Consider the following 21,902-nt stretch of genomic DNA (forward strand, 5'->3'; position numbering starts at 1 on the left):
CTCCCCGATGGAAAAGCGTCTGGATAACAACGGTTATATCGACTTCCCCTTCCCCGCCACCCGCAATGCGGATGGCTCCGTGAATCCCTGTGGCTTTGATCTGACGCTGGAAACCGGTCGCCTTGAGGAGATCGCGGTGCTGAACCATTCAGTGAATCTGCGGCGGCTGGTCGAGGAGATCAATCTGCAGGAGGGGCTTTTTATGACCCTGGCCTGCGACTGGCAGCAGCAGGCAGATGCGGTCTGTGGCTTTATCGATGTGGCTTTTCGTCCCGACCTGCCGCAACACGGCTTTGAGGAGGCGCTGCAGCTGGAAGCGAACTTTTATCGCTACCTGACCGGGCAGGAGCAGCAACATCAGATGCCCGCGGAGACGCTGGTCAATTATGCCCGTTCGGTACTCGACTGGAGCTGGTCGCCGTTGCGCCAGCGTCAGCGCGATTATGAAAAGATCACTATTCAGTTCTATTGCCCACAGGCGGATGACGCCGAATGGTGTTTTGATCATCTGCGTCACTTCCTGGTGAGCGTCTATCCGGCCTGCGTCGCCGCCCGTTCACTCTGATCCTCATTGCACCCGGAGTCGCTATGCGTTCTGCTGCGCTGTCTGCTGTCACGCTGTTCTGCTCACTGTTTTTTGCCGCTGCTGCCCAGGCCGATCGCTGCCAGCAAATTCGCGCCGGTCTGGATATCGGTTCCGGCACCACCAAAATTGCGGTAGCCCGTGTCAATGTCTGCCAGCTGCGCATCGAAAAGATGCTGTATCAGGATCAGCGCGCCGTGGCCTGGAACGAGGCCTTAGCGCATTCAACAGATAATCAGCTCGGCCCGGCGATGACTCATGAAGGTGCCGCTGCCCTGCAGCAGCTTTTAACGCAGGCACAGCGCTTTCATCCACAGCGGATCAGCGGCGTTGCCACGGCGGTGTTCCGCAACGCCAGCAACGGTCAGGCGGTCATCGATCAGTTGCAGCGCCAGACCGGTGCGCAAATCAGCATCATCTCGCAGCAGCAGGAAGCGAAACTCGGTTTCCTCTCCGCTAAAGCCGCGCTTAACGATCCGGCGATCCGTGATGAGCAGCTGCTGGTCTGGGATATTGGTGGGGGATCGATGCAGATGACTGCCTGGCGACAGCAGGCGGGTCAGCCGGTTGCAGATATCTATCAGGGCAAACTGGCCTCGGTGACGCTGAAAAACTTTATTCTGACGGTGCTGAAGAACAGCCCGGAGGCCAAATCCCCTAATCCGATTGGCTCCTGGCGGCAGTCGGTGCTGCGCTTTGTGCAATTTTATGCCGCTAATGAGGTCAGTCCGCAGATTAAACAGGATCTGGCGAGCCGTCGGGTCATTGGCATCGGCGGCGTCCATGGTTTTTCAATCCGCAATCAGTTACCGGGCAAACCCCATCGTTACAGCCTGACGACATTAAGTCAGCTGTCGCAGCAGCAGGTCTGGAAAGGCGACAGTGAACTCCCGGGCGACTACCGGGCCACTGATGTCAGCAATCTCTTACTGGTTGAAGGTTATATGCAGGCGCTGAAAATTAATGAGGTTACGATTGTTGAGGCCAGTCTGATTCAGGGCGTGCTGCTGCAGTAGCGCAGCGTTTCCGCACTATGCTAAACCTCAGGCTTAATCAGCCGGATAGCATGATCCAGCATCCGCTGCTCATCCCGTTCACTGTGGGCCCGCTGCTGACGTATACGTTTAAGCAGGTCGTAGATTTCGCCACGGCGGGTGTCATGGCCGCGCTCCGACAGCACAATGACCGCATCGCCAATGACCCGGCAGACTTCGTCATAGTCGTCATCATTCAGTGCATCACGTTTCATTGCTTATCCTCCGGCTGTAGCTTTGACTATGGCTGTGGCAGCGCCTGAGTGCGCCTCTCTTTCCAAAGGCTAGACAGTAAATCCCTTACCCGCAAACGCAGCGCCATTAACAGCCAGAAATGATTTTTTAGCCCATTTTCCTCCGCTGGAGGAGCAGAATTCACTATCTTTGCTACGCTTTGAGGGTCTCACTCAAAACCAAGGAGCAATAAATGTCAGGAAAAATCGAAGATAAAGTAAAAGAAGCCGCTGGCGCAGTTCAGGAACAATGGGGTGCAGCAACCGGTTCATCTGAGCATCAGGCTAAAGGCGCAGCACGCCGTTACACCAACCAGGCAAGCTATGCTGCCCGCGATGCTGCTGACTGTATCAAGGATCAGGTTCAATCCAATCCTGTTGCAGGTCTGGCCGTTGCTGCAGGCGTTGGCGTATTTATCGGCTTCCTGCTGGGCCGCAAGTAATCGCGCTGAACGTCAACAGAACGGGAGCCACTGGCTTCCGTTTTTTTTGCCTGGACTCTCTCCGCCGGCTGAGAAACATCTGAAAGATAAGCCTTTTCAGGCCAGAATGCGGTAAGTATCTATGCTTAGTCTGGTTTCGTCTCTTTCTGACAACATCAAGGTGACCTTATGAAAACAATTCCTGCCCTGCTGCTGGTTGCAGCGACCTTAACCTCTCTGGCGGGCTGCTCGCAGAAGAGCGACGCAATTAAAGATGATGGCCGCCCTCATGCACCAAGCGGTCAGTCGTCACCGGGCGGTACGCTGGGTTCAGGCCCGGTGGGTCAGCCACAGTCGTAATACCCTGCCCCGGCTCACGTGCCGGGGTTTGTTTTATCGCATGTTTTTTAATAGATAGAAGTCATAGAATAATTCCGCTAATAATTAACCTGCTATTAGTTATGGCCGGAATCAGAATATTTTCCATACTTTCCTTTTTATAAGAATCATCCCATCTCTTTTTAATAATCTCTTACTTCTTTTACACAATTCTGTATATATACCCAGAATAAACAACATTAAAATTGTGGAAACAATTTAAACGAAATTTCTACGGCAGCGAAAAAATAAACCTTAATAATGAACTTTAGTCGCAGAAATATTCTCTAATAACTCACAACACCTTTTGTTAAATATTATTGATACGTTTAAGAGAATTCAGACGTGAAGAAAAAAAAGATTTATCTGATAGACCGACTTTTAACGCTCTATTCTCGATTTTCCAGCAGAACAAAACCACAGGCCTTGCACGACCTGGCCCCACAAACAGTGGTGATTTACTCCACCACGGCACTGGGCGACTTTCTGATGAATACGCCGGCTATCTGGAGCCTGAAAAATCGCTTTCCCGCCAGCAAGTTTATTCTGGTTTCCAGCAAGAAAAATAAGGATCTCGTCAGCCGTTATAACTGGTTTGATAAGATCTATATCTGGGATAACAAACTGGCGAATTTCCTGCCGCTTTTTTTCAAACTGCGCCGTCAGAAACCTGACCTGTCAGTAATATTACACGCCCATTTCCCCTACGATATTATGAGCTCGGTACTGACCGGCAGTAAGGTAATTGTGCGCGATCATTACGGCCGCGAGTCGCCTCTGCTAAATAAATATCTCGATCACTATTCAGGCTATTTTGATGACCATACCATCAAGCGTAAGCTGAAACTGATTGAAGTCCTTGGCGCAGAGACAGAGCAGACCCGGATGCACCTTCCGTCACTGAACAACAGTCCGACTGCAAAGGCTGACCATCGCCGTATCGGTTTTCAGTTAGGGGCATCAAAAGATATTCGCCGCTGGCCGCTGGCCTCCTTCAGCCAGCTGGCGACAGCTTTGCTTGAACGCTGGCCTGACACGGAAATTATCGTTACCGGCACCGCCGCTGAGCAGCCTCTTGAGCAGGAATTTATTGAAAGCCTGCCCCTGCACTACCGTAAGTGTGTGACCCCGATGGCGGGTAAAACGAATCTCAGCGGCCTGATTAGCCTGATTCGCACGCTGGATGTGCTGGTTACCGGGGACACCGGTCCACTGCACATCGCCGTGGCCGCACAGACGCCAACGGTCAGCCTGTTCTCCACCGCCAATCCGCGATATACCGGTCCCTGCCAGGACAGCGATCGCCACATCATTATCCACCGTCCGGATAAAACCGCCTCACAGCATCCGATGGCAACGATCAAGGCCGATGAGGTCGGGCAGGCCGTGGCGAAGCTGGTGGGGTAATGAACGACCTTTCTCAATCCATCATTGCGCTGATTGAGCACCACAATCAGCCAACCGCACTGGGCTGGTTCCGGAAAGTGGATCGGACGGGGTTTCATATCCAGCAGTTACCGCTGAGTGAGGTGGATTTTGCCATTCTGATGAGTGATTTTTTTATCACTTTCGGCGTCTGTTCAGAACAGTATGATGACGCCCGCTATTTTCCGGAGCCGCGCCGACGGCGCTTTGCAGTGGCAAACTGGTTTACTGCGGGCACAGCACAGCCTTATCGTCCACTGACGGTCGCCATGCTGTGTGAAGCGGCCAGACTGGGACGCTGGCCTGAAGAGGATTACTGAGTAATGGTATGGGCGAACGCGTCATAGACCTCGCTGCTGCTGAGCGCATTGACCTCACGTGACGCCGGTTGCAGCACCTGATAGTTAACCTGCCACGGATGCCAGCACGCCGGATCGCTGTCGCCAAACAGCGCGACGACCGGCAATCCCAGCGCCGCACCAATGTGCATTGCCCCGCCATCACTGCTCACCAGCCCCTGACACAACGACATTGCTGCAATCAACTGCGGCAGGCTGGTGGTTGCCACCGCTTTGATCGGCAGATGCGGGCAGAGCGCCATAATTTCACGCGCTTTTTCATCATCTCCCGGATGACGCGGATTATCACGGCTACCGGGTGACCAGAGCAGCATTATCTGGCAGGGATGACGCGCCGCGATTTTTTCAGCCAGCCCGGCAAACCGCGCGGCTTCCCACTGCTGGCTCGGCTTGCGGGCGCTGATTTGCAATGCATAGACCGGAACAGCGGGATCAATCGCACAGCTGTCACGCAGGCTGGCCGCGATTGCCGCATCCGGCAGCAGCGTCAGTTTGCCTGGCGCTGTGGCGCTGAGATTGAAAGGCCGCCCCAGGCTAAACAGGGTTTCACTGATATGACACGGCAACTGGCTGGGTGGCGGCAGCAGATCGGTAATCAGCGGATGGGGATGGCCCAGGGCGATCACTCTGGCAGGACGCACTGTTTTAACCCACTTCAGGCCATGCTGATCCCAGCGGCTTTTTGCCAGAATCACCACATCGTAACGCTGTTTTTTCAGCGTCAGCATCAGCTTCAGTCGCTGTAAGAGACAGGCCAGTCGTCCCTGCCCTGCCTCACGGTGATGCAGTTTGGTGTAATAGAAGAGCTGCCGGATATCGGGATTATGCTGCAACACTGGCGCAGCATAATTGTTAGTCAGCACGTCGACCTGATGCTGCCCCGACTGCGCCAGCGCACTGATCAGCGGCGTGGTCAGTAAAGTGTCGCCAATATTATCCCGACAAATAATTAAAAACCGCATGTCTGACATCCTCTGCGCAAATGCTACGCCGTTCTGGCTGAATAAAAGTAAGACTCGCCCGGTTAACGTTCTGAAAACGGTAACGTAACGGTATAGTCAGCAAATTAGTCAGCGCAGTGTCAGATTGGTTCCATAGTTGCGATATTGTTAAAATATGAGGCCAGCACGACAGGCCAGAGACAGGCCTGAATTATTAACCGGATTATTATTTTACGGCGTCGGCCCTGCCGGGCCAGCGTATAGAAAGGAAAAGGCCGCCCATGGCGGCCTGAGGTCTTTGGCTTGATGACCGGGATCGGTCAGTCGGCGCGGGTTGTCAGCAGGCTGATAGCCAGCGTCATCACGGGTTCCGGGTTGATTCCGGTAAACATTTGATGAATTTTTTCAGAAATGGCTTCACCAGTCACCGGCTTATTTTCAGCCACGATTTCCATCACCGCCTGTCCAAATAGCAGGCGACATGCCGCAATAGCATCACTTACCGCTTCATCATCCATAATGCTCTCCCTCTGTATCGGCAGAAGCGTACACGTCTGCGGCAACCGGATCATGCGTAACTCTATTTTTTTGTGGTACAGGTTACAAAAATGAATCAGCTGTAAGGATCAAATAACGTGGCCCGACACATTTAATGCCGGGCGCTTAACTGATACTGAAAGAGATTAACAGAGGGTCGTTTAACAAATCAGGTGTGACAGGGTGGATGACAGATATGCTTTCACTCACTCTTTTACCGTGGCATCAGACAATTCAATTTGCAGAGAGAGTAAAATGCCATGCAGCGGGAAATGATTTAGCAGCACTCTCACGGAGAAAATGTCTTAAACAGTACGGTGCGAGAGCAATAAGCGCTTAGATGAGTAATCGCTATAACGATGATCGCGGCAAAGCCTGGATTGTGGTTGCTGCGTGAAGGTGATTTTATGAAGAGTTTTGGGGAAAGAAAGCGGGAAGTAAAAAGCCAACACGATTTTTACATCCGTGCTGGCTATATGTTACGTAAAGCCGATTACATATTTTCGATGATCGCGTCACCAAACTCTGAACATTTCAGCAGTTTAGCGCCATCCATCAGGCGTTCGAAATCGTAAGTCACGGTCTTGTTAGCGATAGCGCCTTCAACACCTTTAACAATCAGGTCAGCCGCTTCGAACCACTCCATGTGACGCAGCATCATTTCTGCGGACAGAATAATTGAACCTGGGTTCACTTTATCCTGACCTGCATACTTAGGTGCTGTACCGTGGGTCGCTTCGAACAGCGCACACTCGTCACCGATGTTGGCGCCTGGTGCGATACCAATACCGCCAACCTGCGCTGCCAGAGCGTCAGAGATGTAGTCACCGTTCAGGTTCATACAGGCGATAACGTCATACTCAGCCGGACGCAGCAGGATCTGTTGCAGGAACGCATCAGCAATCACATCTTTAACGATGATCTCTTTGCCGGTGTTCGGGTTTTTGAACTTCATCCACGGGCCACCGTCGATCAGTTCGCCGCCGAACTCTTCTTTCACTAACTGGTATCCCCAGTCTTTGAAAGAGCCTTCGGTGAACTTCATGATGTTGCCTTTGTGGACCAGGGTCAGTGAATCACGATCGTTAGTGATGGTGTATTCCACTGCCGCGCGCACCAGACGTTTGGTGCCCGCTTCTGAACACGGCTTAACGCCGATACCGCACTGCTCAGGGAAGCGAATTTTCTTCACGCCCATCTCTTCGCGCAGGAACTTGATCACTTTGTCCGCTTCGGCAGAACCCGCTTTCCACTCGATACCAGCATAGATATCTTCGGAGTTTTCACGGAAGATCACCATGTCGGTCTCTTCAGGACGTTTAACCGGGCTTGGCGTGCCTTTGTAGTAACGTACCGGACGCAGGCAGACGTAGAGGTCAAGCTCCTGACGCAGGGCCACGTTCAGTGAACGAATACCGCCGCCGACCGGGGTGGTCAGTGGGCCTTTAATGGCTACGCGATATTCTTTGATTAAGTCGAGAGTTTCCTGTGGCAGCCAGACATCCTGGCCGTAGAGTTCAACTGACTTCTCACCGGTGTAAATCTCCATCCAGGAGATCTTACGCTCGCCGTTGTAGGCTTTCTTCACCGCCGCATCGACGACTTTCAGCATTACCGGGGAAACATCAACACCGATACCGTCACCCTCAATGTAAGGGATGACCGGATTGTTTGGCACTGTGAGCTTGCCCTGATTCAGGGTGATTTTCTGACCTTCCGCCGGAACAACTACTTTGCTTTCCATTAACCTCTCCTGGGCGTTTGTTAATGATTTGTAAGATGCGCGTCAATACTACTTGAATATTTCCGCCACGCCAATCACCGCAATTTCACGTTATAATGCGCCGAATGTTTCTGACTGCAAAGCCCATGCGAAAAACTTCTCAACGAATTCACCAGGATAAACGATTCAGCCGCCCGACGCGTGATGCGCGGCGTTCCCCTGCCCGCCCTGCGGCTCCGCGCCGCGTGATTCTGTTTAACAAACCGTTCGACGTGTTACCGCAATTCACCGATGAAGCGGGCCGCCGAACACTGAAGGATTTTGTCAGCGTCGCAGAGGTTTATGCCGCAGGTCGCCTCGATCGCGACAGCGAAGGATTGATGGTGCTGACCAACGACGGCGCGCTGCAGGCTGCGCTGACTCAGCCCGGCAAACGCACAGGTAAGATCTATTATGTGCAGGTGGAAGGCGAGCCACAGGAGACGGATCTGCAGCCTTTGCGGGATGGGGTTAATCTGAAAGATGGGTTGACGCTGCCCGCTGGGGTAGAAAAAGTGGCTGAGCCTGAGTGGCTCTGGCCACGTCAGCCACCCATCCGCGAGCGTAAAAACATCCCGACGCAGTGGCTGAAAATCACGCTGTATGAAGGCCGTAATCGTCAGGTTCGCCGGATGACCGCCCACATTGGCTTTCCCACATTGCGATTGATCCGGTACGCGATGGGGAGTTATTCGCTCGACGATCTGGCTCCGGGCGCGTGGCGTGAACTCAGCGAAAGTGCGCTCTGAAAACCGGTTTTTTATAACCTCAGGTTAACAATTGCGGAGAAGTGATGTTTAAACCTCATGTTACTGTCGCCTGTCTGGTTCAGGCCGAAGGTGAATTACTGGTGGTGGAAGAGACGATTAACGGTCGCCCCACCTGGAACCAGCCCGCCGGGCATCTTGAAGCGGATGAAACTCTGCTGGAAGCCGCAGAGCGCGAACTCTATGAAGAGACTGGCATCGCCACACCGATGCACTATTTCATCGCGATTAACCAGTGGATCGCGCCCGACAATACGCCTTTTGTGCGTTTTCTGTTTGGCGTGGATCTGGCGGAAAAAGCGCCAACCCAGCCGCAGGACAGCGACATCGATTGCTGCTGGTGGTTGCCGCCAGCGCAGATTCTCACTGCCTCTAACCTGCGTTCGCCGCTGGTCGCGGAAAGCGTACGCCTGTGGCAACAGGGCACGCGCTACCCGCTACATCTGGTCAGCCCGTTCCGGTGGCCGTTTCACGAGGGTGCGCGCCTGCCTTCTGCATGATAGAATGCGCCGCCTGTTTTTTTATCGTAATGCGAGCGTGTCATGTCTGACAACAGCCAGAAAAAAGTGATCGTCGGTATGTCCGGCGGCGTCGATTCTTCCGTTTCCGCCTGGTTACTGCAACAGCAGGGTTACCAGGTTGAAGGCCTGTTCATGAAGAACTGGGAGGAGGACGATGGCGAGGAGTATTGTACCGCCGCGGACGATCTGGCGGATGCGCAAGCGGTGTGCGACAAGCTGGGTATGAAGCTGCACAAAGTTAACTTTGCCGCTGAATACTGGGATAACGTCTTTGAGCATTTCCTCGAAGAGTACAAAGCAGGCCGCACGCCCAACCCCGATATCCTCTGCAACAAAGAGATCAAATTCAAAGCGTTCCTGGAGTTCGCGGCTGAGGATCTGGGCGCAGATTTTATCGCCACCGGTCACTACGTGCGTCGTCAGGACGTGGCTGGCCAGAGCCAGCTGTTGCGCGGTCTGGATGGCAACAAAGATCAGAGCTACTTCCTCTATACCCTGAGCCACCAGCAGATTGCTCAAAGTCTGTTCCCGGTTGGCGAGCTGGAAAAACCGGAAGTGCGCCGCATTGCCGAACAGCTCGACCTTATCACCGCGAAGAAGAAAGACTCGACCGGCATCTGCTTTATCGGTGAGCGCAAATTCCGCGACTTCCTGGCGCGCTATCTCCCGGCTCAGCCTGGCGAAATAGAAACCACCGAAGGCCAGATCGTCGGTGAACATCAGGGGCTGATGTACCATACTCTGGGACAGCGTAAAGGCCTGGGTATTGGCGGCCTGAAAGAGAGCAAAGATGATCCCTGGTATGTGGTCGACAAAGATGTGGCGCGTAACCGCCTGATTGTCGCCCAGGGCGGCGATCATCCGCGTCTGATGTCCGTCGGCCTGATTGCGCAGCAGCTGCACTGGGTTGATCGCCAGCCGATTACCGCCCCGCTTCGCTGCACCGTGAAAACCCGCTATCGTCAGACCGATATTCCCTGTGAGATTATCCCACACGGCGACGATCGGATTGAGGTGCGTTTCGACGAGCCGGTTGCAGCGGTGACGCCGGGTCAGTCTGCGGTGTTTTACCTTGGCGAGGTCTGCCTCGGTGGCGGTATTATCGAACAGCGTCTGCCGTTAGTGGCGGAGTAAGCGGGCTCAGCCCGCATTGATGACGCGTAAACAGGAGTAACCGTGGCGAAAAATTATCAGGAAATTACGCTGGCGCTGGCGGGCATCTGTCAGTCGGCCCATCTGGTGCAGCAGCTGGCTCAGCAGGGTCACTGCCAGCCGGAGGCGCTGACCGTATCGCTGCGCAGCGTGCTGGACCTTAACCCTGGCTCAACGCTGGCGGTGTTTGGCAACAATGAAGCCAACCTGCGCCTCGGACTTGAAACGCTGATGGCGGTGCTGAACAGCAGCAGTCGTCAGGGTGCAGGTGCAGAGCTGACGCGTTACACCCTGAGCATGATGGTGCTGGAGCGCAAGCTCAGCGCCAGTAAAACGGCCATGGCGACGCTGGCCCAGCGCATCACTCAGCTGGATCGCCAGCTGGCGCATTATGAACTGGAATCAGACACCATTCTCAGCGCGATGGCTGCCATCTATGTGGATGTGATCAGCCCGCTTGGCCCGCGTATTCAGGTCACCGGTTCGCCTGCGGTACTGCAGAATACGCAGGTACAGAGTAAAGTGCGCGCCACCCTGTTAGCCGGTATCCGTGCTGCCGTATTGTGGCAGCAGGTCGGTGGTGGCCGACTGCAACTGATGTTCTCGCGTCAGCGTTTGCTGCGTGAAGCGAAAACCCTCTTATCCCGGCTGCCACTGACTTACTAAGTCGGTGCGGCAAAACACTGCTAAATGATTCAGGAGTTGCACTGATGGAATTATCCTCTCTGACCGCCGTCTCACCTGTCGATGGTCGTTACGGCGATAAAGTCAGCCCGCTGCGTGCGATTTTCAGCGAATTCGGTTTGCTGAAATTCCGCGTTGAGGTTGAAGTTCGCTGGTTACAAAAACTGGCCGCGACCGCAGAGATCAAGGAAGTTCCTGCATTTGATGCCGACGCAAACGCTTTCCTTGATGCGATTGTCGCTGGTTTTTCCGAAGAAGATGCCGCGCGCATCAAAACCATTGAGCGCACCACCAACCACGACGTCAAAGCGGTTGAGTATTTCCTGAAAGAGAAAGTTGCCGACGTCCCTGCCCTGCATGCTGTTTCTGAATTTATCCACTTCGCCTGTACTTCTGAAGATATCAACAACCTGTCGCACGCCCTGATGCTGGAAACAGCCCGTCGTGACGTGATCCTGCCTTACTGGCAGCAGCTGATTACCGCTGTGAAGGATCTTGCCAGCGAATATCGTGACATTCCGCTGCTCTCCCGCACCCACGGCCAGCCGGCTACACCGTCGACGATGGGTAAAGAGATGGCGAACGTCGCTTACCGTCTGGAGCGTCAGTTACGTCAGCTGAAACAGATTGAGGTGCTGGGCAAAATCAACGGCGCTGTAGGGAATTACAACGCCCACATTGCCGCCTATCCCGAAGTGGACTGGCATGCGCTGAGCGAGAACTTCGTCACCTCGCTGGGGATCACCTGGAACCCTTACACCACCCAGATTGAGCCGCACGACTATATTGCCGAAATGTTTGACTGCATCGCCCGCTTTAACACCATCCTGATCGATTTCGATCGCGATATCTGGGGTTATGTGGCGCTGAACCATTTCAAACAGAAGACCATTGCGGGCGAGATTGGCTCGTCGACCATGCCGCACAAAGTGAACCCAATTGACTTCGAAAACTCCGAAGGCAATCTGGGCCTGGCGAACGCGGTAATGCAGCATCTGGCCAGCAAACTGCCGGTCTCACGCTGGCAGCGCGATCTGACCGACTCCACCGTGCTGCGTAACCTCGGTGTGGGCGTCGGTTATGCGCTGATCGCCTATCAGGCGACGCTGAAAGGCATCTCGAAACTGGAAGTGAACCGCGATCGTCTGCTGGATGAACTGGATCACAACTGGGAAGTGCTGGCAGAACCGATCCAGACGGTAATGCGCCGTTACGGCATTGAGAAGCCTTATGAGAAGCTGAAGGAGCTGACACGCGGTAAACGCGTCGATGCCGCCGGCATGCAGGCCTTTATCGACAGCCTGGCGCTGCCGGAAGAGGAAAAAGTCCGTCTGAAGCAGATGACGCCTGCAAACTATATTGGCCGCGCTATCCAGATGGTTGACGATCTGAAATAATGCCCGCCGCAGACCGGCCCAGTCCGGTCTGCGTTAACATCTTGTTTAATACATTTCGCGTATACTTTCTGCAGGTTGACTCAAACAGAGTGTAAGGAATTTCTATGCGTGTTCTGGTTGTTGAAGACAATGCCCTGCTGCGCCATCATCTCGCCGTCCAGTTACGTGACATGGGCCATCAGGTCGATGCCGCCGAAGACGCCAAAGAAGCTGACTATTTTCTTCGGGAACATCTGCCCGATATCGCGCTGGTGGATCTCGGCCTGCCGGATGAAGATGGTATGTCTCTGATTCGCCGCTGGCGCAGCGATGCCGTGCGCCAGCCGATTCTGGTGCTGACCGCCCGTGAAGGCTGGCAGGCCAAAGTTGAGGCGCTGGAAGCCGGCGCGGATGACTACGTCACCAAACCGTTTCACATTGAAGAAGTCGCGGCACGCCTGCAGGCGCTGATGCGTCGTAACAGCGGACATGCCTCGCAAATCATCGATATGGCCCCGTTTCAGGTTGATCTCTCCCGCCGTGAACTGACGGTTAATGAACAGCCGGTGAAGCTCACGGCCTTTGAGTACACCATTGTCGAAACGCTGATCCGTAACGCGGGCAAAGTGGTAAGCAAAGACTCGCTGATGCTGCAGCTCTATCCTGACGCTGAACTGCGTGAAAGCCACACCATCGACGTTCTTATGGGCCGTCTGCGCAAAAAAATTCTGGCGTTGCATCCTACTGACGTGATCGCCACCGTGCGTGGCCAGGGCTACCGCTTTGATCTCTGACCATGTCCTGGTTTAATCGTTATCGCCCTATTTCGCTGCGCGCCCGCTTTCTGCTGGCCTCCGCAGCGATCGTCCTCTTCCTCTCACTCTCCTACGGCATGGTCGCGGTGATTGGCTATGTGGTCAGTTTCGATAAAAACACCTATCGCGTGATGCGCGGCGAGAGCAACCTGTTCTTTACGCTGGCGCAATGGCATGACAACAAACTCACCATCGCCCAGCCGGAACGGATGACGCTCAACTTCCCGACGCTGGTATTTATTTACGATGAGCACGGCAAACTGTTGTGGCAGCAACGCGACGTGCCAGAGATCCGCAAGAAGATCCGCCGTGAATGGCTGCTGAAGCCTGACTTCTACGAGATTGATACCAGTAACCGTACCAGCATGGTGGCAATGGGCAATAACCTGAATGCTCAGCAACGACTCAACGACTGGGACAATGACAGCAACGATACCTTTACCCACTCGGTCGCCGTTAACCGTTACGATGCCACCACGAATCTGCCCGCGCTCACCATTGTGGTGGTCGACTCTATCCCGCAGGAGTTGCAGCATTCTGATGTGGTCTGGTCGTGGTTCAGCTATGTGCTGGCAGCCAACCTGATACTGATCATTCCGTTGCTGTGGCTGGCGGCGCACTGGAGTCTGCGGCCGATTGGCGCGCTGACACAGCAGGTGCGCGAACTGGAGACCAGCCAGCGCGAAAATCTGGCGGATAATCCGCCGCAGGAACTGCGCAGTCTGGTGCGTAACCTCAATCTGCTGCTGACCAATGAGCGACAACGCTATACCCGCTATCGCACCACGCTTTCAGACCTGACCCACAGTCTGAAAACGCCGCTGGCCGTGTTGCAGAGCACCCTGCGCTCGCTGCGCAACGGCAAGGAACTGACGGTGGAACAGGCTGAGCCGGTGATGCTGGAGCAGATTAGTCGAATCTCGCAGCAGGTCGGTTATTATCTGCATCGCGCCAGTATGCAGGCCGATCACAATCCGCTGCAGCGCGATCTGCATTCCGTTTCCGGTCTGCTCGACAAGCTCTGCTCAGCCCTGAATAAAGTCTATCAGCGTAAAGGCGTGGCGATTTCGCTGGATATCTCACCGGAGCTGACCTTTGTTGGCGACCAGAATGACTTTATGGAAGTGCTGGGCAACGTGCTCGATAACGCCTGCAAGTACTGCCTGGAATTTATCGAAATCAGCGCTTTTCAGAGCGAAAATGCACTCCATCTCTATATTGACGATGATGGTCCGGGCATTCCCGAGAGCAAGCGCGATTTAGTGTTTGTCCGGGGTCAGCGCGCCGACACCCTGCGTCCCGGTCAGGGACTGGGTCTGGCGGTGGTGCGTGATATTCTTGAGCAATATGAGGGCAACGTCATCGCCTCCGGTAGCGCACTCGGCGGAACACGCATGGAAGTGGTCTTTCAGCGCCAGGAAGTCGAACATCGCCGCGAGTAGAAAACCCTCAGGGCTGTTATACTTGCTGGCATTTACAGCCCTAAGCGGAACCCTTTTATGGACTATCAGCTCGATATTAACTGGCCCGATTTTATTCAGCGTTACTGGCAGAAACGCCCGGTAGTGCTGAAGCGTGGTTTTAAAAACTTTGTCGATCCTCTTTCACCGGATGAACTGGCCGGTCTGGCGATGGAAAACGAGGTGGATAGCCGCCTGGTCAGCCATCAGGATGGCAAATGGCAGGTCAGCCACGGCCCGTTCGAGAGCTATGATCATCTGGGTGAAAACAACTGGTCGCTGCTGGTACAGGCGGTCAATCACTGGCATGAAGCCTCTGCCGCACTGATGCGCCCTTTCCGTTTCCTGCCTGACTGGCGTGTTGATGACCTGATGGTGTCGTTTGCCGTGCCTGGCGGCGGCGTCGGTCCCCATTTTGATCAGTATGATGTCTTTATTATTCAGGGTGCCGGTCGCCGTCGCTGGCGCGTCGGTGAAAAGGTGCCGCTGAAGCAGCACTGCCCGCACCCGGATCTGCTGCAGGTTGAGCCATTCGACGCCATCATCGATGAAGAGATGGAGCCGGGTGATATTCTCTATATTCCGCCGGGGTTCCCGCATGAAGGTTACTCGCTGGAAAACGCCCTGAACTACTCCGTGGGTTTCCGTGCCCCCAGCGGACGCGAGCTAATCAGCGGCTTTGCGGATTACGCGCTGGCTAATGAGCTGGGCAGCCTGCGCTTCAGCGATCCGGATGTCCCTGCACGTGATTGCCCGTCGCAGATTCTGCCGCAGGAGATTGAAGGCGTACGTCAGTTGATGCTGGATGTGGTCAATCAGCCGGAGCAGTTCGCTCAGTGGTTTGGCGAATTCATTTCCCAGTCACGTCACGAACTCGATGTCGCGCCACCGGAACCGCCTTACCAGCCTGATGAAATTTATGATGCGCTGCAACAGGGCGATACCCTGAGCCGGTTAGGTGGCCTGCGTGTCCTGACGATTGGCGATGCGGTCTATGTCAACGGTGAGCGGGTTGAGTGTTCACATCCCGATGTGATGGCGGTCCTGGCGCGCCACTATCGCATCACACTGGACGATCTGGGCGATGCGCTGGATGACCCGTCGGTACTGGCGCAGATCGCCGACCTGGTCAATGCCGGTTACTGGTACTTCGGCGACGAATAATCTGAGCTGATACTGAATCAGGCTCTCTTGCCGCCGTGGCAGAGAGCCTTTTTTGTGTCTGCGGGTTTAATTCTTCTTCTGCGCCGCCAGCTCTGACAGCCGCACAATCACTTCCACCGATTTCGCCATGATATTCAGCGAAGCAAACTCATGCTTGCCGTGATAGTTATAGCCACCGGTAAAGATGTTCGGGCAAGGCAGCCCTTTCCACGACAGCGCCGATCCATCCGTACCGCCGCGAATCGGTTTCACTACCGGCTCAATGCCGCAGTCACGCATCGCCTGTAAAGCCAGTTCGATGATGTGCGGGAACGGCTCAACCTTTTCACGCATGTTGCGATAGCTGTTGGTGATCTCGACGGTGACCGAACAGTCCGGGTGCAGGGTTTTGTTGATCTCTGCGGCAATCTGCAGCAGCGTCTGTTTACGCTGTTCAAAACTCTCCGTTTCGAAGTCACGAATGATATAGAGCATCTCGGCGTGTTCAACGCTGCCTTTGATCTGATGCAGATGATAGAAGCCCTGATAGCCGTCAGTATATTGCGGTTTTTCGCTGGCCGGGACCGCGGCATGAAACTGGTTTGCCAGATCCAGCGCATTGACCATCACCCCTTTGGCGGAGCCAGGGTGCACGTTGTTACCGATGATTTTGACGGTGGCCGAAGCAGCGTTGAAGTTCTCATATTCGAACTCACCCAGATCACTGCCATCAATGGTGTAGGCCCAGTCAGCGGCAAAGCCTTCCACATCAAAGTGAGAAGTGCCGCGACCAATCTCTTCATCGGGCGTAAAGGCAACGCGGATCGCACCGTGCGGCGTATCGCTCGCAGCCAGTTGCGCCATCGCCGTCATGATCTCAGCGATACCCGCTTTATCATCCGCGCCCAGCAGGGTTTTGCCATCGGTAGTAATCAGCGTATGCCCAATCAGCTTGTGCAGCACCGGGAACATCACCGGCGAGAGAATTTCGTTGCCGTTACCCAGCGCAATGTCTCCACCGCGATAATTTTCAATGATCTGCGGATTAACATGTTTCGCCGTAAAGTCTGGCGAGGTATCCATGTGAGAGATGAAACCGATGACTGGCGTCGGCCAGTCAACATTGGCGGGCAGCGTGCCCATGACGCAACAGTGATCGCTTAAGGAGACATCGACAAAACCCAGTGCCAGCAACTCCTCCTGCAGCTGACGCGCCAGCGTCCACTGCCCTTCACTGCTGGGCACCTGGCGCGCCTGCGGCTTAGCCTGGGTCTCAACGGCCACATAACTTAAAAAGCGCTCAAGTAACTGTTCCATATCCCATCCTTTAAAAGTGCCATCCGGTATTATTAACAGACCAGCCGGTTACAACGTTGCGTAAAATCATTTGCAGACAGGTTAGCGCTGTCGATAACCTTTGGGAAAGCAATAAGCCCGAAAAAAACGGCTGATTACGAGATTGTTGCGGCAAACCTCGCAATGTTGATAAACACCGGGCGGCTGGAATCAGCATAACGGGCAAGAAACGGCGAGGCGGCCATAGCCGCCCCTGCTTACTTATAAAGCGCGCGCAGCAGCTTATGCACAAACTCCGGCACCACTTCGCTCGCCAGGCCGTAATGTCGCTCGGCAAATTCGTTGCCCACCTGGCTTGGCTCCAGGTTCAGCTCAACGGTGTGTGCACCCTGCAGTTTGGCTTCATGGACAAAACCCGCTGCCGGATAGACATGGCCTGAGGTGCCGATAGCGATAAAGTAATCGGCCTGTTCCAGCGCCTGATAAATCTGCTCCATGCCCAGCGGCATCTCACCAAACCACACTACGTGCGGCCGCAGCGCCGAGGGGAACTGGCAGCAGGTGCAGCGATCGTCCGGCGTGATATCACCGGTCCACTCAATGACCTGACCGCTGGTGACACAGCGCACTTTTAGCAGCTCACCGTGCATATGCAGCACCCGGCTGTTTCCGGCACGTTCATGCAGATTGTCGATGTTTTGCGTGACCAGCAAAAAGTTATCGCCTAATACCTGTTCCAGCTCCGCCAGCGCCAGATGGGCCGCGTTAGGCTGAATCTCTGCCTCCTGCAATTGCTGGCGGCGCGCATTGTAGAAGCGCTGCACCAGCGCGGGATCGCGCTGAAATCCTTCGGGCGTCGCAACATCTTCAACGTGGTGCTCTTCCCACAGGCCGTCAGCGGCGCGGAAGGTCCGGATGCCGGACTCCGCTGAGATGCCTGCGCCGGTCAGCACAACAACATGCGGCTGAGGATGGGCGGCCAGTTCGGCCTGACGATCGCGCTCAAATATGCGCTGGCGAAAGCGCTGATGCACTTTTCTCCGGGTTTTCTTCAGGCGGGCAAGTCGTATGCGGCGACGTGGTGTACGCATAAAATCTCCTGGCGTAGCAGCTGCGGCGAGCCGCTCTAAACAGATTCCGGGTTAACATCACCCGATAGTAACGGTTGCTGAGGGCCGCGCCCAACAGCAAAGGTCTTAAACAGATGCGGCGCGAAAGGATTCGCGCCGCATTTTTTCACTGACCGCTTAATACCCGAGCCGGGTCAATGCGGCTGGCGCGTCTGGCGGGATACCAGCTCGCCAGCAGGCTCAGCAGAATCGCGGTAATCAATACTGAGAACACATCAATCCAGTGCAGTTCCGACGGCAGGAAATCAATGAAGTAGATATCACCCGCCAGCAGATGATGACCGGTAACCGACTCCAGCCCGCGCACCAGTGAGGTCAGATTCAGCGCCACCAGCACGCCCGCGATCACGCCGCTGACGCTGCCCAGCAGGCCTGCCAGCAAACCGTACCAGATGAAGATGGCGCGGATCAGCCGGTCTTTAGCACCGAGGGTACGAAGCACCGCAATGTCACTGCTCTTATCCTTCACCGCCATCACCAGCGTTGAGACAATGTTAAAGCAGGCGACGCCAATCACCAGCACCATCGCCAGATACATGATGGCGCGGATCATCTGAATATCGCGGTACATATAGCCGTAGGTGCCAATCCAGCTCTTGATGTAGACGTAGGAACGGGTCGCTTCACCGGCATCCCGCACCAGTTTGACCGCCTGGAACGGGTCGGTCATCTTCAGGGCGATGCCGGACACGCTGTCACCCATCTCCAGATAGTGCTGTGCATCGGCGAGTGGCACCAGCGCCAGGCTGTGATCGAGCATGCCGCTCAGTTGCAGAATACCGCTGACCTGAAGCCGGATACGTTTAGGCTGAAGCAGTTTGTTATCACCATCGTTGTTGGGGATCATGATGGTGATCCAGTCGCCCTGCTTCACGTTCAGCGATTTAGCAATGCCGCCGCCCAGAATGATCTGCTGCTTACCGGCGGCAAAAGAGGACCAGCCGTTATCTGCCACAAACTGTGGCAGGGCACTGAGACGCGGCTCCTGTGCCGGATCAACGCCCTTTACCTGCAGCGCTTCCAGCCGGGCGCCGCTCTCAATCAGGCCGGTGAAGTTCACATAAGGCGCTGCCGCCGCAATGCCGGGCACCTTTTCAATCGGGGCAATCATCGACTGCCAGTGCTGAAACGGCTGATTGACCGCCTCGATCTCGCCATGCGGCACCACCGCCAGAATGCGGTTGTTCAGCTCACGCTCAAAACCATTCATGGCGCTCAGACCGATAATCAGCACCGCCACGCCCAGCGCAATACCGATGGTGGAGATCACCGAAATCAGCGACACCATGCCGCCACGACGGCGGCCACGACTAAAGCGCAGGCCCAGCAACAGGGATAACGACGAACCCATTACACCGCTCCTGCCATGGTGAGTTGATCGCTTAACTGACCATCACGCATCTCCATCTGACGCGTCATGCGTTTTGCCAGCATCAGATCGTGGGTCACCACCAGAAACGCGGTGCCCTGACGCACATTCAGTTCGCCCAGTAATTCAAAAATGGCGTCGGCGTTGCGTGCATCAAGGTTACCGGTTGGCTCATCCGCCATCACCAGCCGTGGGCGGTTAACCAGCGCCCGGGCAATCGCCACGCGCTGGCGTTCGCCGCCTGACAGTTCAGAAGGCCGGTGCGCGGCGCGATGGTCCAGCCCGACCGCGGCCAGCATCTCACGGGCGCGATCCTGTGCTTCCGTTTTAGCGGTTTTGCCAATCAGCAGCGGCATCGCCACGTTCTCCAGCGCGCTGAAGTCCGGCAGCAGATGGTGGAACTGATAGATAAAGCCCAGCTCGCGGTTACGCAGCTCCGCTTTGGCCGACGAGGACATGGCATTCAGTGACTGGCCATCAAACACCACGTCGCCCGATGTCGGTGCATCCAGGCCGCCGAGCAGATGCAGCAGCGTACTTTTACCGGAACCGGAGCTGCCGACAATCGCTGTCAGTTCACCGGGCTGGAGGCTGAAAGCCACATTGCGCAGCACATCGGTCTGCACGCTGCCTTCCTGATAGCGTTTGCACAGGTCGCGGCACTGCAACAAAGGAGTGTTACTCATAACGTAAAGCCTCAGCAGGTTGAACGGCGGCAGCGCGCCACGAAGGATAGAGCGTAGACAACAGCGCCACAATCATGGCGCTGAGGGCGATGGTGACCACCTGCCACACATTAATATCAACCGGCAATGCGGCACCATCAAGGAACAGGCCAATCACCGGCATTAAGTTGTTGAGCTGGCTGGCCAGCAAGACACCGAGCAGCGTGCCGAGCAGCGTGCCGATAATCCCGGCGCTGGCACCCTGCACCATAAACACCGCCACTATTTGCCGGCGCGTCAGGCCCTGGGTTTGCAGGATCGCCACTTCGCCCTGCTTCTCCATGATCAGCAGGCCTAACGAAGTGATGATGTTAAAGGCAGCCACGGCGATGATCAGGCTCAGCAGCAGGCCCATCATGTTCTTCTCCATACGCACCGCCTGGAAGAGATCGCCTTTGCGCTCACGCCAGTCTTTCCAGACCAGGCCCGCAGGCAGTGTCTGCTGACTCAGACTGTCGACCGACAGCGGTTTATCCAGCCACAGTCGCCAGCCGGTAATATTACCGGCCGGATAGCGCATCACGCGCGACGCATCCTGAAGATTGACCAGAATCTGATAACCATCGACTTCGCTGTTAGCGGCATAGGTGCCCGCTACGGTAAACAGACGCTGACTTGGCACGCGTCCCATCGGGGTGAACTGGCTGACCGACGGCACCATCAGACGCAGCTGATCGCCACGTTTTACGCCAAGCTGGGATGCCAGCTGTTCGCCAAGGATGACATTATACTGCCCGGCCTGCAGCACGCTCTGCCGGGTATTGACCAGGAAAGGGGTAAGCGGATCTTTTTCAGCCGGCTCAATGCCCAGCATCACGCCAACGGAGACGCTGTGCGGGCTTTGCAGCACCACATTGGCGGTGGTCAGCGGCGCGATACGGCTGACACCCTGCAGATTCAGGGAGCTGGCGGGTTGCTGTTGTGGATTGAGACTGCCTTTGTCGCTGGTGATCAGCGCCTGAGGCATCAGGCCAAGAATATTGCCTTCGAGTTCACGCTCAAAACCGTTCATCACCGATAACACGGTGACCATCGCCAGCACGCCGAGCGTAATGCCAATCGTTGAGAGCCAGGAGACAAAGCGACCGAAGCGATCCGATGCTCGTCCGCGCATATAACGCAGACCGATAAATAGCGCGACAGGTTGATACATGGAATCCAGTAAGCCGTTGCCTGAAAATAGGTAGTGGGATGATAAAGGAGCGGCTGGCTTTATGAAACCTCTAACCCTCTGAGTCGGCAGCAAAGTTGCATCCGGATGCGTCACTTTACGTGCCAAAGCAGCGGAATAGCCGATAAAGCCGCCGCTTATTGGCTGATTATTCAGCGCTCAGGGGGGTAGACTACAATCAGTACCATGATCACAGGTGATTTATTGCCGGGCAGTATGAGGTAGCGACCATGTTGAAATTTCCCAAAGGCAGCATCGTTAAACATAAATCCGGGGAGATCAGAGGCGAAATCATCAACGTCTTTGAGCAGGGAAACGCACCAGCCGGCTACTACGTAAAGTGGGACGACGGTAACCTCAGCTATCATCCTGAGCAGGAGTTATCCTGGGCGAATATCGACCGCCCACGCATGCATTACACACAGCAATCCATAAAATAAAATGCCCGTTTAACCCCGTCGCTGCATGGCGACGGCGGTTTTTTCTGATCCCTTGCCAGACTCCGTCTATCCTCTCTTTATCCGCACGATTACCGCTGACGCCCGGTAATGGCTGACCGATCCCCTGGTTCAGCGCGGCGCGGCAGGAAAATTGTGCCGCAGAGGTGATCCCCCTGACA

General features: G+C 55.2%; 24 protein-coding genes. 15 read left to right on the top strand and 9 right to left on the bottom strand.

Features of this window, described 5'->3' with window-relative positions; all coding sequences use genetic code 11:
- Window positions 1-7: 7 nt before the first annotated feature.
- Window positions 8-565, top strand: a complete 558-nt coding sequence (locus ACXKZD_RS11740) for a hypothetical protein (RefSeq protein WP_022625839.1) — start codon at window positions 8-10, stop codon at window positions 563-565.
- Between the two features lie 23 nt (window positions 566-588).
- Window positions 589-1,599: a Ppx/GppA phosphatase family protein gene (locus ACXKZD_RS11745; RefSeq protein ID WP_340278211.1), complete on the top strand. Its 1,011-nt coding sequence runs from the start codon at window positions 589-591 to the stop codon at window positions 1,597-1,599.
- A 20-nt stretch (window positions 1,600-1,619) separates the two neighbouring features.
- Here ACXKZD_RS11745 and ACXKZD_RS11750 read toward each other — a convergent pair whose 3' ends face one another.
- Window positions 1,620-1,832 carry a DUF2767 family protein gene (locus ACXKZD_RS11750; RefSeq protein WP_010246232.1) on the bottom strand — a complete coding sequence of 71 codons (213 nt, stop codon included), beginning with the start codon at window positions 1,830-1,832 and terminating at the stop codon, window positions 1,620-1,622.
- A gap of 212 nt (window positions 1,833-2,044) precedes the next feature.
- Between ACXKZD_RS11750 and ACXKZD_RS11755 the strand changes: the two genes are divergently transcribed.
- From ACXKZD_RS11755 to ACXKZD_RS11770, 4 genes are all read left to right on the top strand, one after another.
- Window positions 2,045-2,293 carry an ElaB/YgaM/YqjD family protein gene (locus ACXKZD_RS11755; protein WP_010246235.1) on the top strand — a complete coding sequence of 83 codons (249 nt, stop codon included), beginning with the start codon at window positions 2,045-2,047 and terminating at the stop codon, window positions 2,291-2,293.
- Between the two features lie 168 nt (window positions 2,294-2,461).
- Entirely contained in the window at window positions 2,462-2,632 is a 171-nt protein-coding gene (locus ACXKZD_RS11760; protein ID WP_010246238.1) for a hypothetical protein, read from the top strand.
- Between the two features lie 363 nt (window positions 2,633-2,995).
- Entirely contained in the window at window positions 2,996-4,057 is a 1,062-nt protein-coding gene (locus tag ACXKZD_RS11765; RefSeq protein ID WP_089414310.1) for a glycosyltransferase family 9 protein, read from the top strand.
- Window positions 4,057-4,395 (top strand): DUF1493 family protein, encoded by a 339-nt coding sequence (locus ACXKZD_RS11770; RefSeq protein WP_201500364.1) that lies wholly within the window; start codon window positions 4,057-4,059, stop codon window positions 4,393-4,395. The genes ACXKZD_RS11765 and ACXKZD_RS11770 overlap by 1 nt, the downstream gene beginning before the upstream one ends.
- Here ACXKZD_RS11770 and ACXKZD_RS11775 read toward each other — a convergent pair.
- The 3 genes from ACXKZD_RS11775 to icd form a co-directional block, all read right to left on the bottom strand.
- Window positions 4,389-5,396: a glycosyltransferase family 9 protein gene (locus tag ACXKZD_RS11775; protein ID WP_488981625.1), complete on the bottom strand. Its 1,008-nt coding sequence runs from the start codon at window positions 5,394-5,396 to the stop codon at window positions 4,389-4,391. The two genes, ACXKZD_RS11770 and ACXKZD_RS11775, sit on opposite strands and share 7 nt — an antisense overlap.
- Before the next feature lie 299 nt (window positions 5,397-5,695).
- Entirely contained in the window at window positions 5,696-5,893 is a 198-nt protein-coding gene (locus ACXKZD_RS11780) for a hypothetical protein (protein ID WP_010246253.1), read from the bottom strand.
- Window positions 5,894-6,405: 512 nt separating this feature from the next.
- Window positions 6,406-7,656, bottom strand: coding sequence for an NADP-dependent isocitrate dehydrogenase (gene icd, locus ACXKZD_RS11785; protein WP_010246256.1), 1,251 nt, complete (start codon window positions 7,654-7,656; stop codon window positions 6,406-6,408).
- Between the two features lie 104 nt (window positions 7,657-7,760).
- Between icd and rluE the strand changes: the two genes are divergently transcribed.
- The 8 genes from rluE to ACXKZD_RS11825 all read left to right on the top strand — a co-directional run bounded on the left by rluE (window position 7,761) and on the right by ACXKZD_RS11825 (window position 15,613).
- Window positions 7,761-8,423, top strand: coding sequence for a 23S rRNA pseudouridine(2457) synthase RluE (gene rluE, locus ACXKZD_RS11790; RefSeq protein ID WP_031293006.1), 663 nt, complete (start codon window positions 7,761-7,763; stop codon window positions 8,421-8,423).
- Window positions 8,424-8,467: 44 nt separating this feature from the next.
- Window positions 8,468-8,941 (top strand): NUDIX domain-containing protein, encoded by a 474-nt coding sequence (locus ACXKZD_RS11795; protein ID WP_045140504.1) that lies wholly within the window; start codon window positions 8,468-8,470, stop codon window positions 8,939-8,941.
- A gap of 42 nt (window positions 8,942-8,983) precedes the next feature.
- Window positions 8,984-10,096 (top strand): tRNA 2-thiouridine(34) synthase MnmA, encoded by a 1,113-nt coding sequence (mnmA, locus tag ACXKZD_RS11800; RefSeq protein WP_010669869.1) that lies wholly within the window; start codon window positions 8,984-8,986, stop codon window positions 10,094-10,096.
- A gap of 42 nt (window positions 10,097-10,138) precedes the next feature.
- Window positions 10,139-10,780 carry a high frequency lysogenization protein HflD gene (gene hflD, locus ACXKZD_RS11805; RefSeq protein ID WP_010246266.1) on the top strand — a complete coding sequence of 214 codons (642 nt, stop codon included), beginning with the start codon at window positions 10,139-10,141 and terminating at the stop codon, window positions 10,778-10,780.
- Between the two features lie 44 nt (window positions 10,781-10,824).
- Window positions 10,825-12,195: an adenylosuccinate lyase gene (gene purB, locus ACXKZD_RS11810; protein WP_010246268.1), complete on the top strand. Its 1,371-nt coding sequence runs from the start codon at window positions 10,825-10,827 to the stop codon at window positions 12,193-12,195.
- Window positions 12,196-12,299: 104 nt separating this feature from the next.
- A complete protein-coding gene (gene phoP / locus ACXKZD_RS11815) occupies window positions 12,300-12,968 on the top strand; it encodes a two-component system response regulator PhoP (protein ID WP_010246270.1) in 669 nt (222 codons plus the stop codon).
- A gap of 2 nt (window positions 12,969-12,970) precedes the next feature.
- The gene (gene phoQ, locus ACXKZD_RS11820) at window positions 12,971-14,431 is read left to right on the top strand and encodes a two-component system sensor histidine kinase PhoQ (RefSeq protein WP_010246272.1); all 1,461 of its coding nucleotides are present in this window, start codon (window positions 12,971-12,973) and stop codon (window positions 14,429-14,431) included.
- A gap of 57 nt (window positions 14,432-14,488) precedes the next feature.
- The gene (locus ACXKZD_RS11825) at window positions 14,489-15,613 is read left to right on the top strand and encodes a ribosomal protein uL16 3-hydroxylase (RefSeq protein WP_010246274.1); all 1,125 of its coding nucleotides are present in this window, start codon (window positions 14,489-14,491) and stop codon (window positions 15,611-15,613) included.
- 66 nt (window positions 15,614-15,679) lie between these two features.
- Here the strand turns inward: ACXKZD_RS11825 and pepT are convergent, their stop codons facing one another.
- The 5 genes from pepT to lolC form a co-directional block, all read right to left on the bottom strand.
- Window positions 15,680-16,909 carry a peptidase T gene (gene pepT / locus ACXKZD_RS11830; protein WP_060679950.1) on the bottom strand — a complete coding sequence of 410 codons (1,230 nt, stop codon included), beginning with the start codon at window positions 16,907-16,909 and terminating at the stop codon, window positions 15,680-15,682.
- Window positions 16,910-17,145: 236 nt separating this feature from the next.
- Window positions 17,146-17,979 (bottom strand): Sir2 family NAD+-dependent deacetylase, encoded by an 834-nt coding sequence (gene cobB / locus ACXKZD_RS11835; RefSeq protein WP_010246278.1) that lies wholly within the window; start codon window positions 17,977-17,979, stop codon window positions 17,146-17,148.
- Window positions 17,980-18,124: 145 nt separating this feature from the next.
- On the bottom strand, window positions 18,125-19,369 hold the full coding sequence (lolE, locus tag ACXKZD_RS11840) for a lipoprotein-releasing ABC transporter permease subunit LolE (protein ID WP_022625849.1): 1,245 nt from the start codon (window positions 19,367-19,369) through the stop codon (window positions 18,125-18,127).
- The gene (gene lolD / locus ACXKZD_RS11845; protein WP_010246282.1) at window positions 19,369-20,073 is read right to left on the bottom strand and encodes a lipoprotein-releasing ABC transporter ATP-binding protein LolD; all 705 of its coding nucleotides are present in this window, start codon (window positions 20,071-20,073) and stop codon (window positions 19,369-19,371) included. The genes lolE and lolD overlap by 1 nt, the downstream gene beginning before the upstream one ends.
- Window positions 20,066-21,265 carry a lipoprotein-releasing ABC transporter permease subunit LolC gene (gene lolC / locus ACXKZD_RS11850; protein ID WP_022625850.1) on the bottom strand — a complete coding sequence of 400 codons (1,200 nt, stop codon included), beginning with the start codon at window positions 21,263-21,265 and terminating at the stop codon, window positions 20,066-20,068. The genes lolD and lolC overlap by 8 nt, the downstream gene beginning before the upstream one ends.
- Before the next feature lie 248 nt (window positions 21,266-21,513).
- Here lolC and ACXKZD_RS11855 point away from each other — a divergent pair, with 248 nt between their 5' ends.
- The gene (locus ACXKZD_RS11855) at window positions 21,514-21,723 is read left to right on the top strand and encodes a hypothetical protein (RefSeq protein WP_003849845.1); all 210 of its coding nucleotides are present in this window, start codon (window positions 21,514-21,516) and stop codon (window positions 21,721-21,723) included.
- The last annotated feature ends 179 nt before the right edge of the window (window positions 21,724-21,902 follow it).

It is taken from the genome of Pantoea sp. ABR1s, assembly GCF_057812235.1.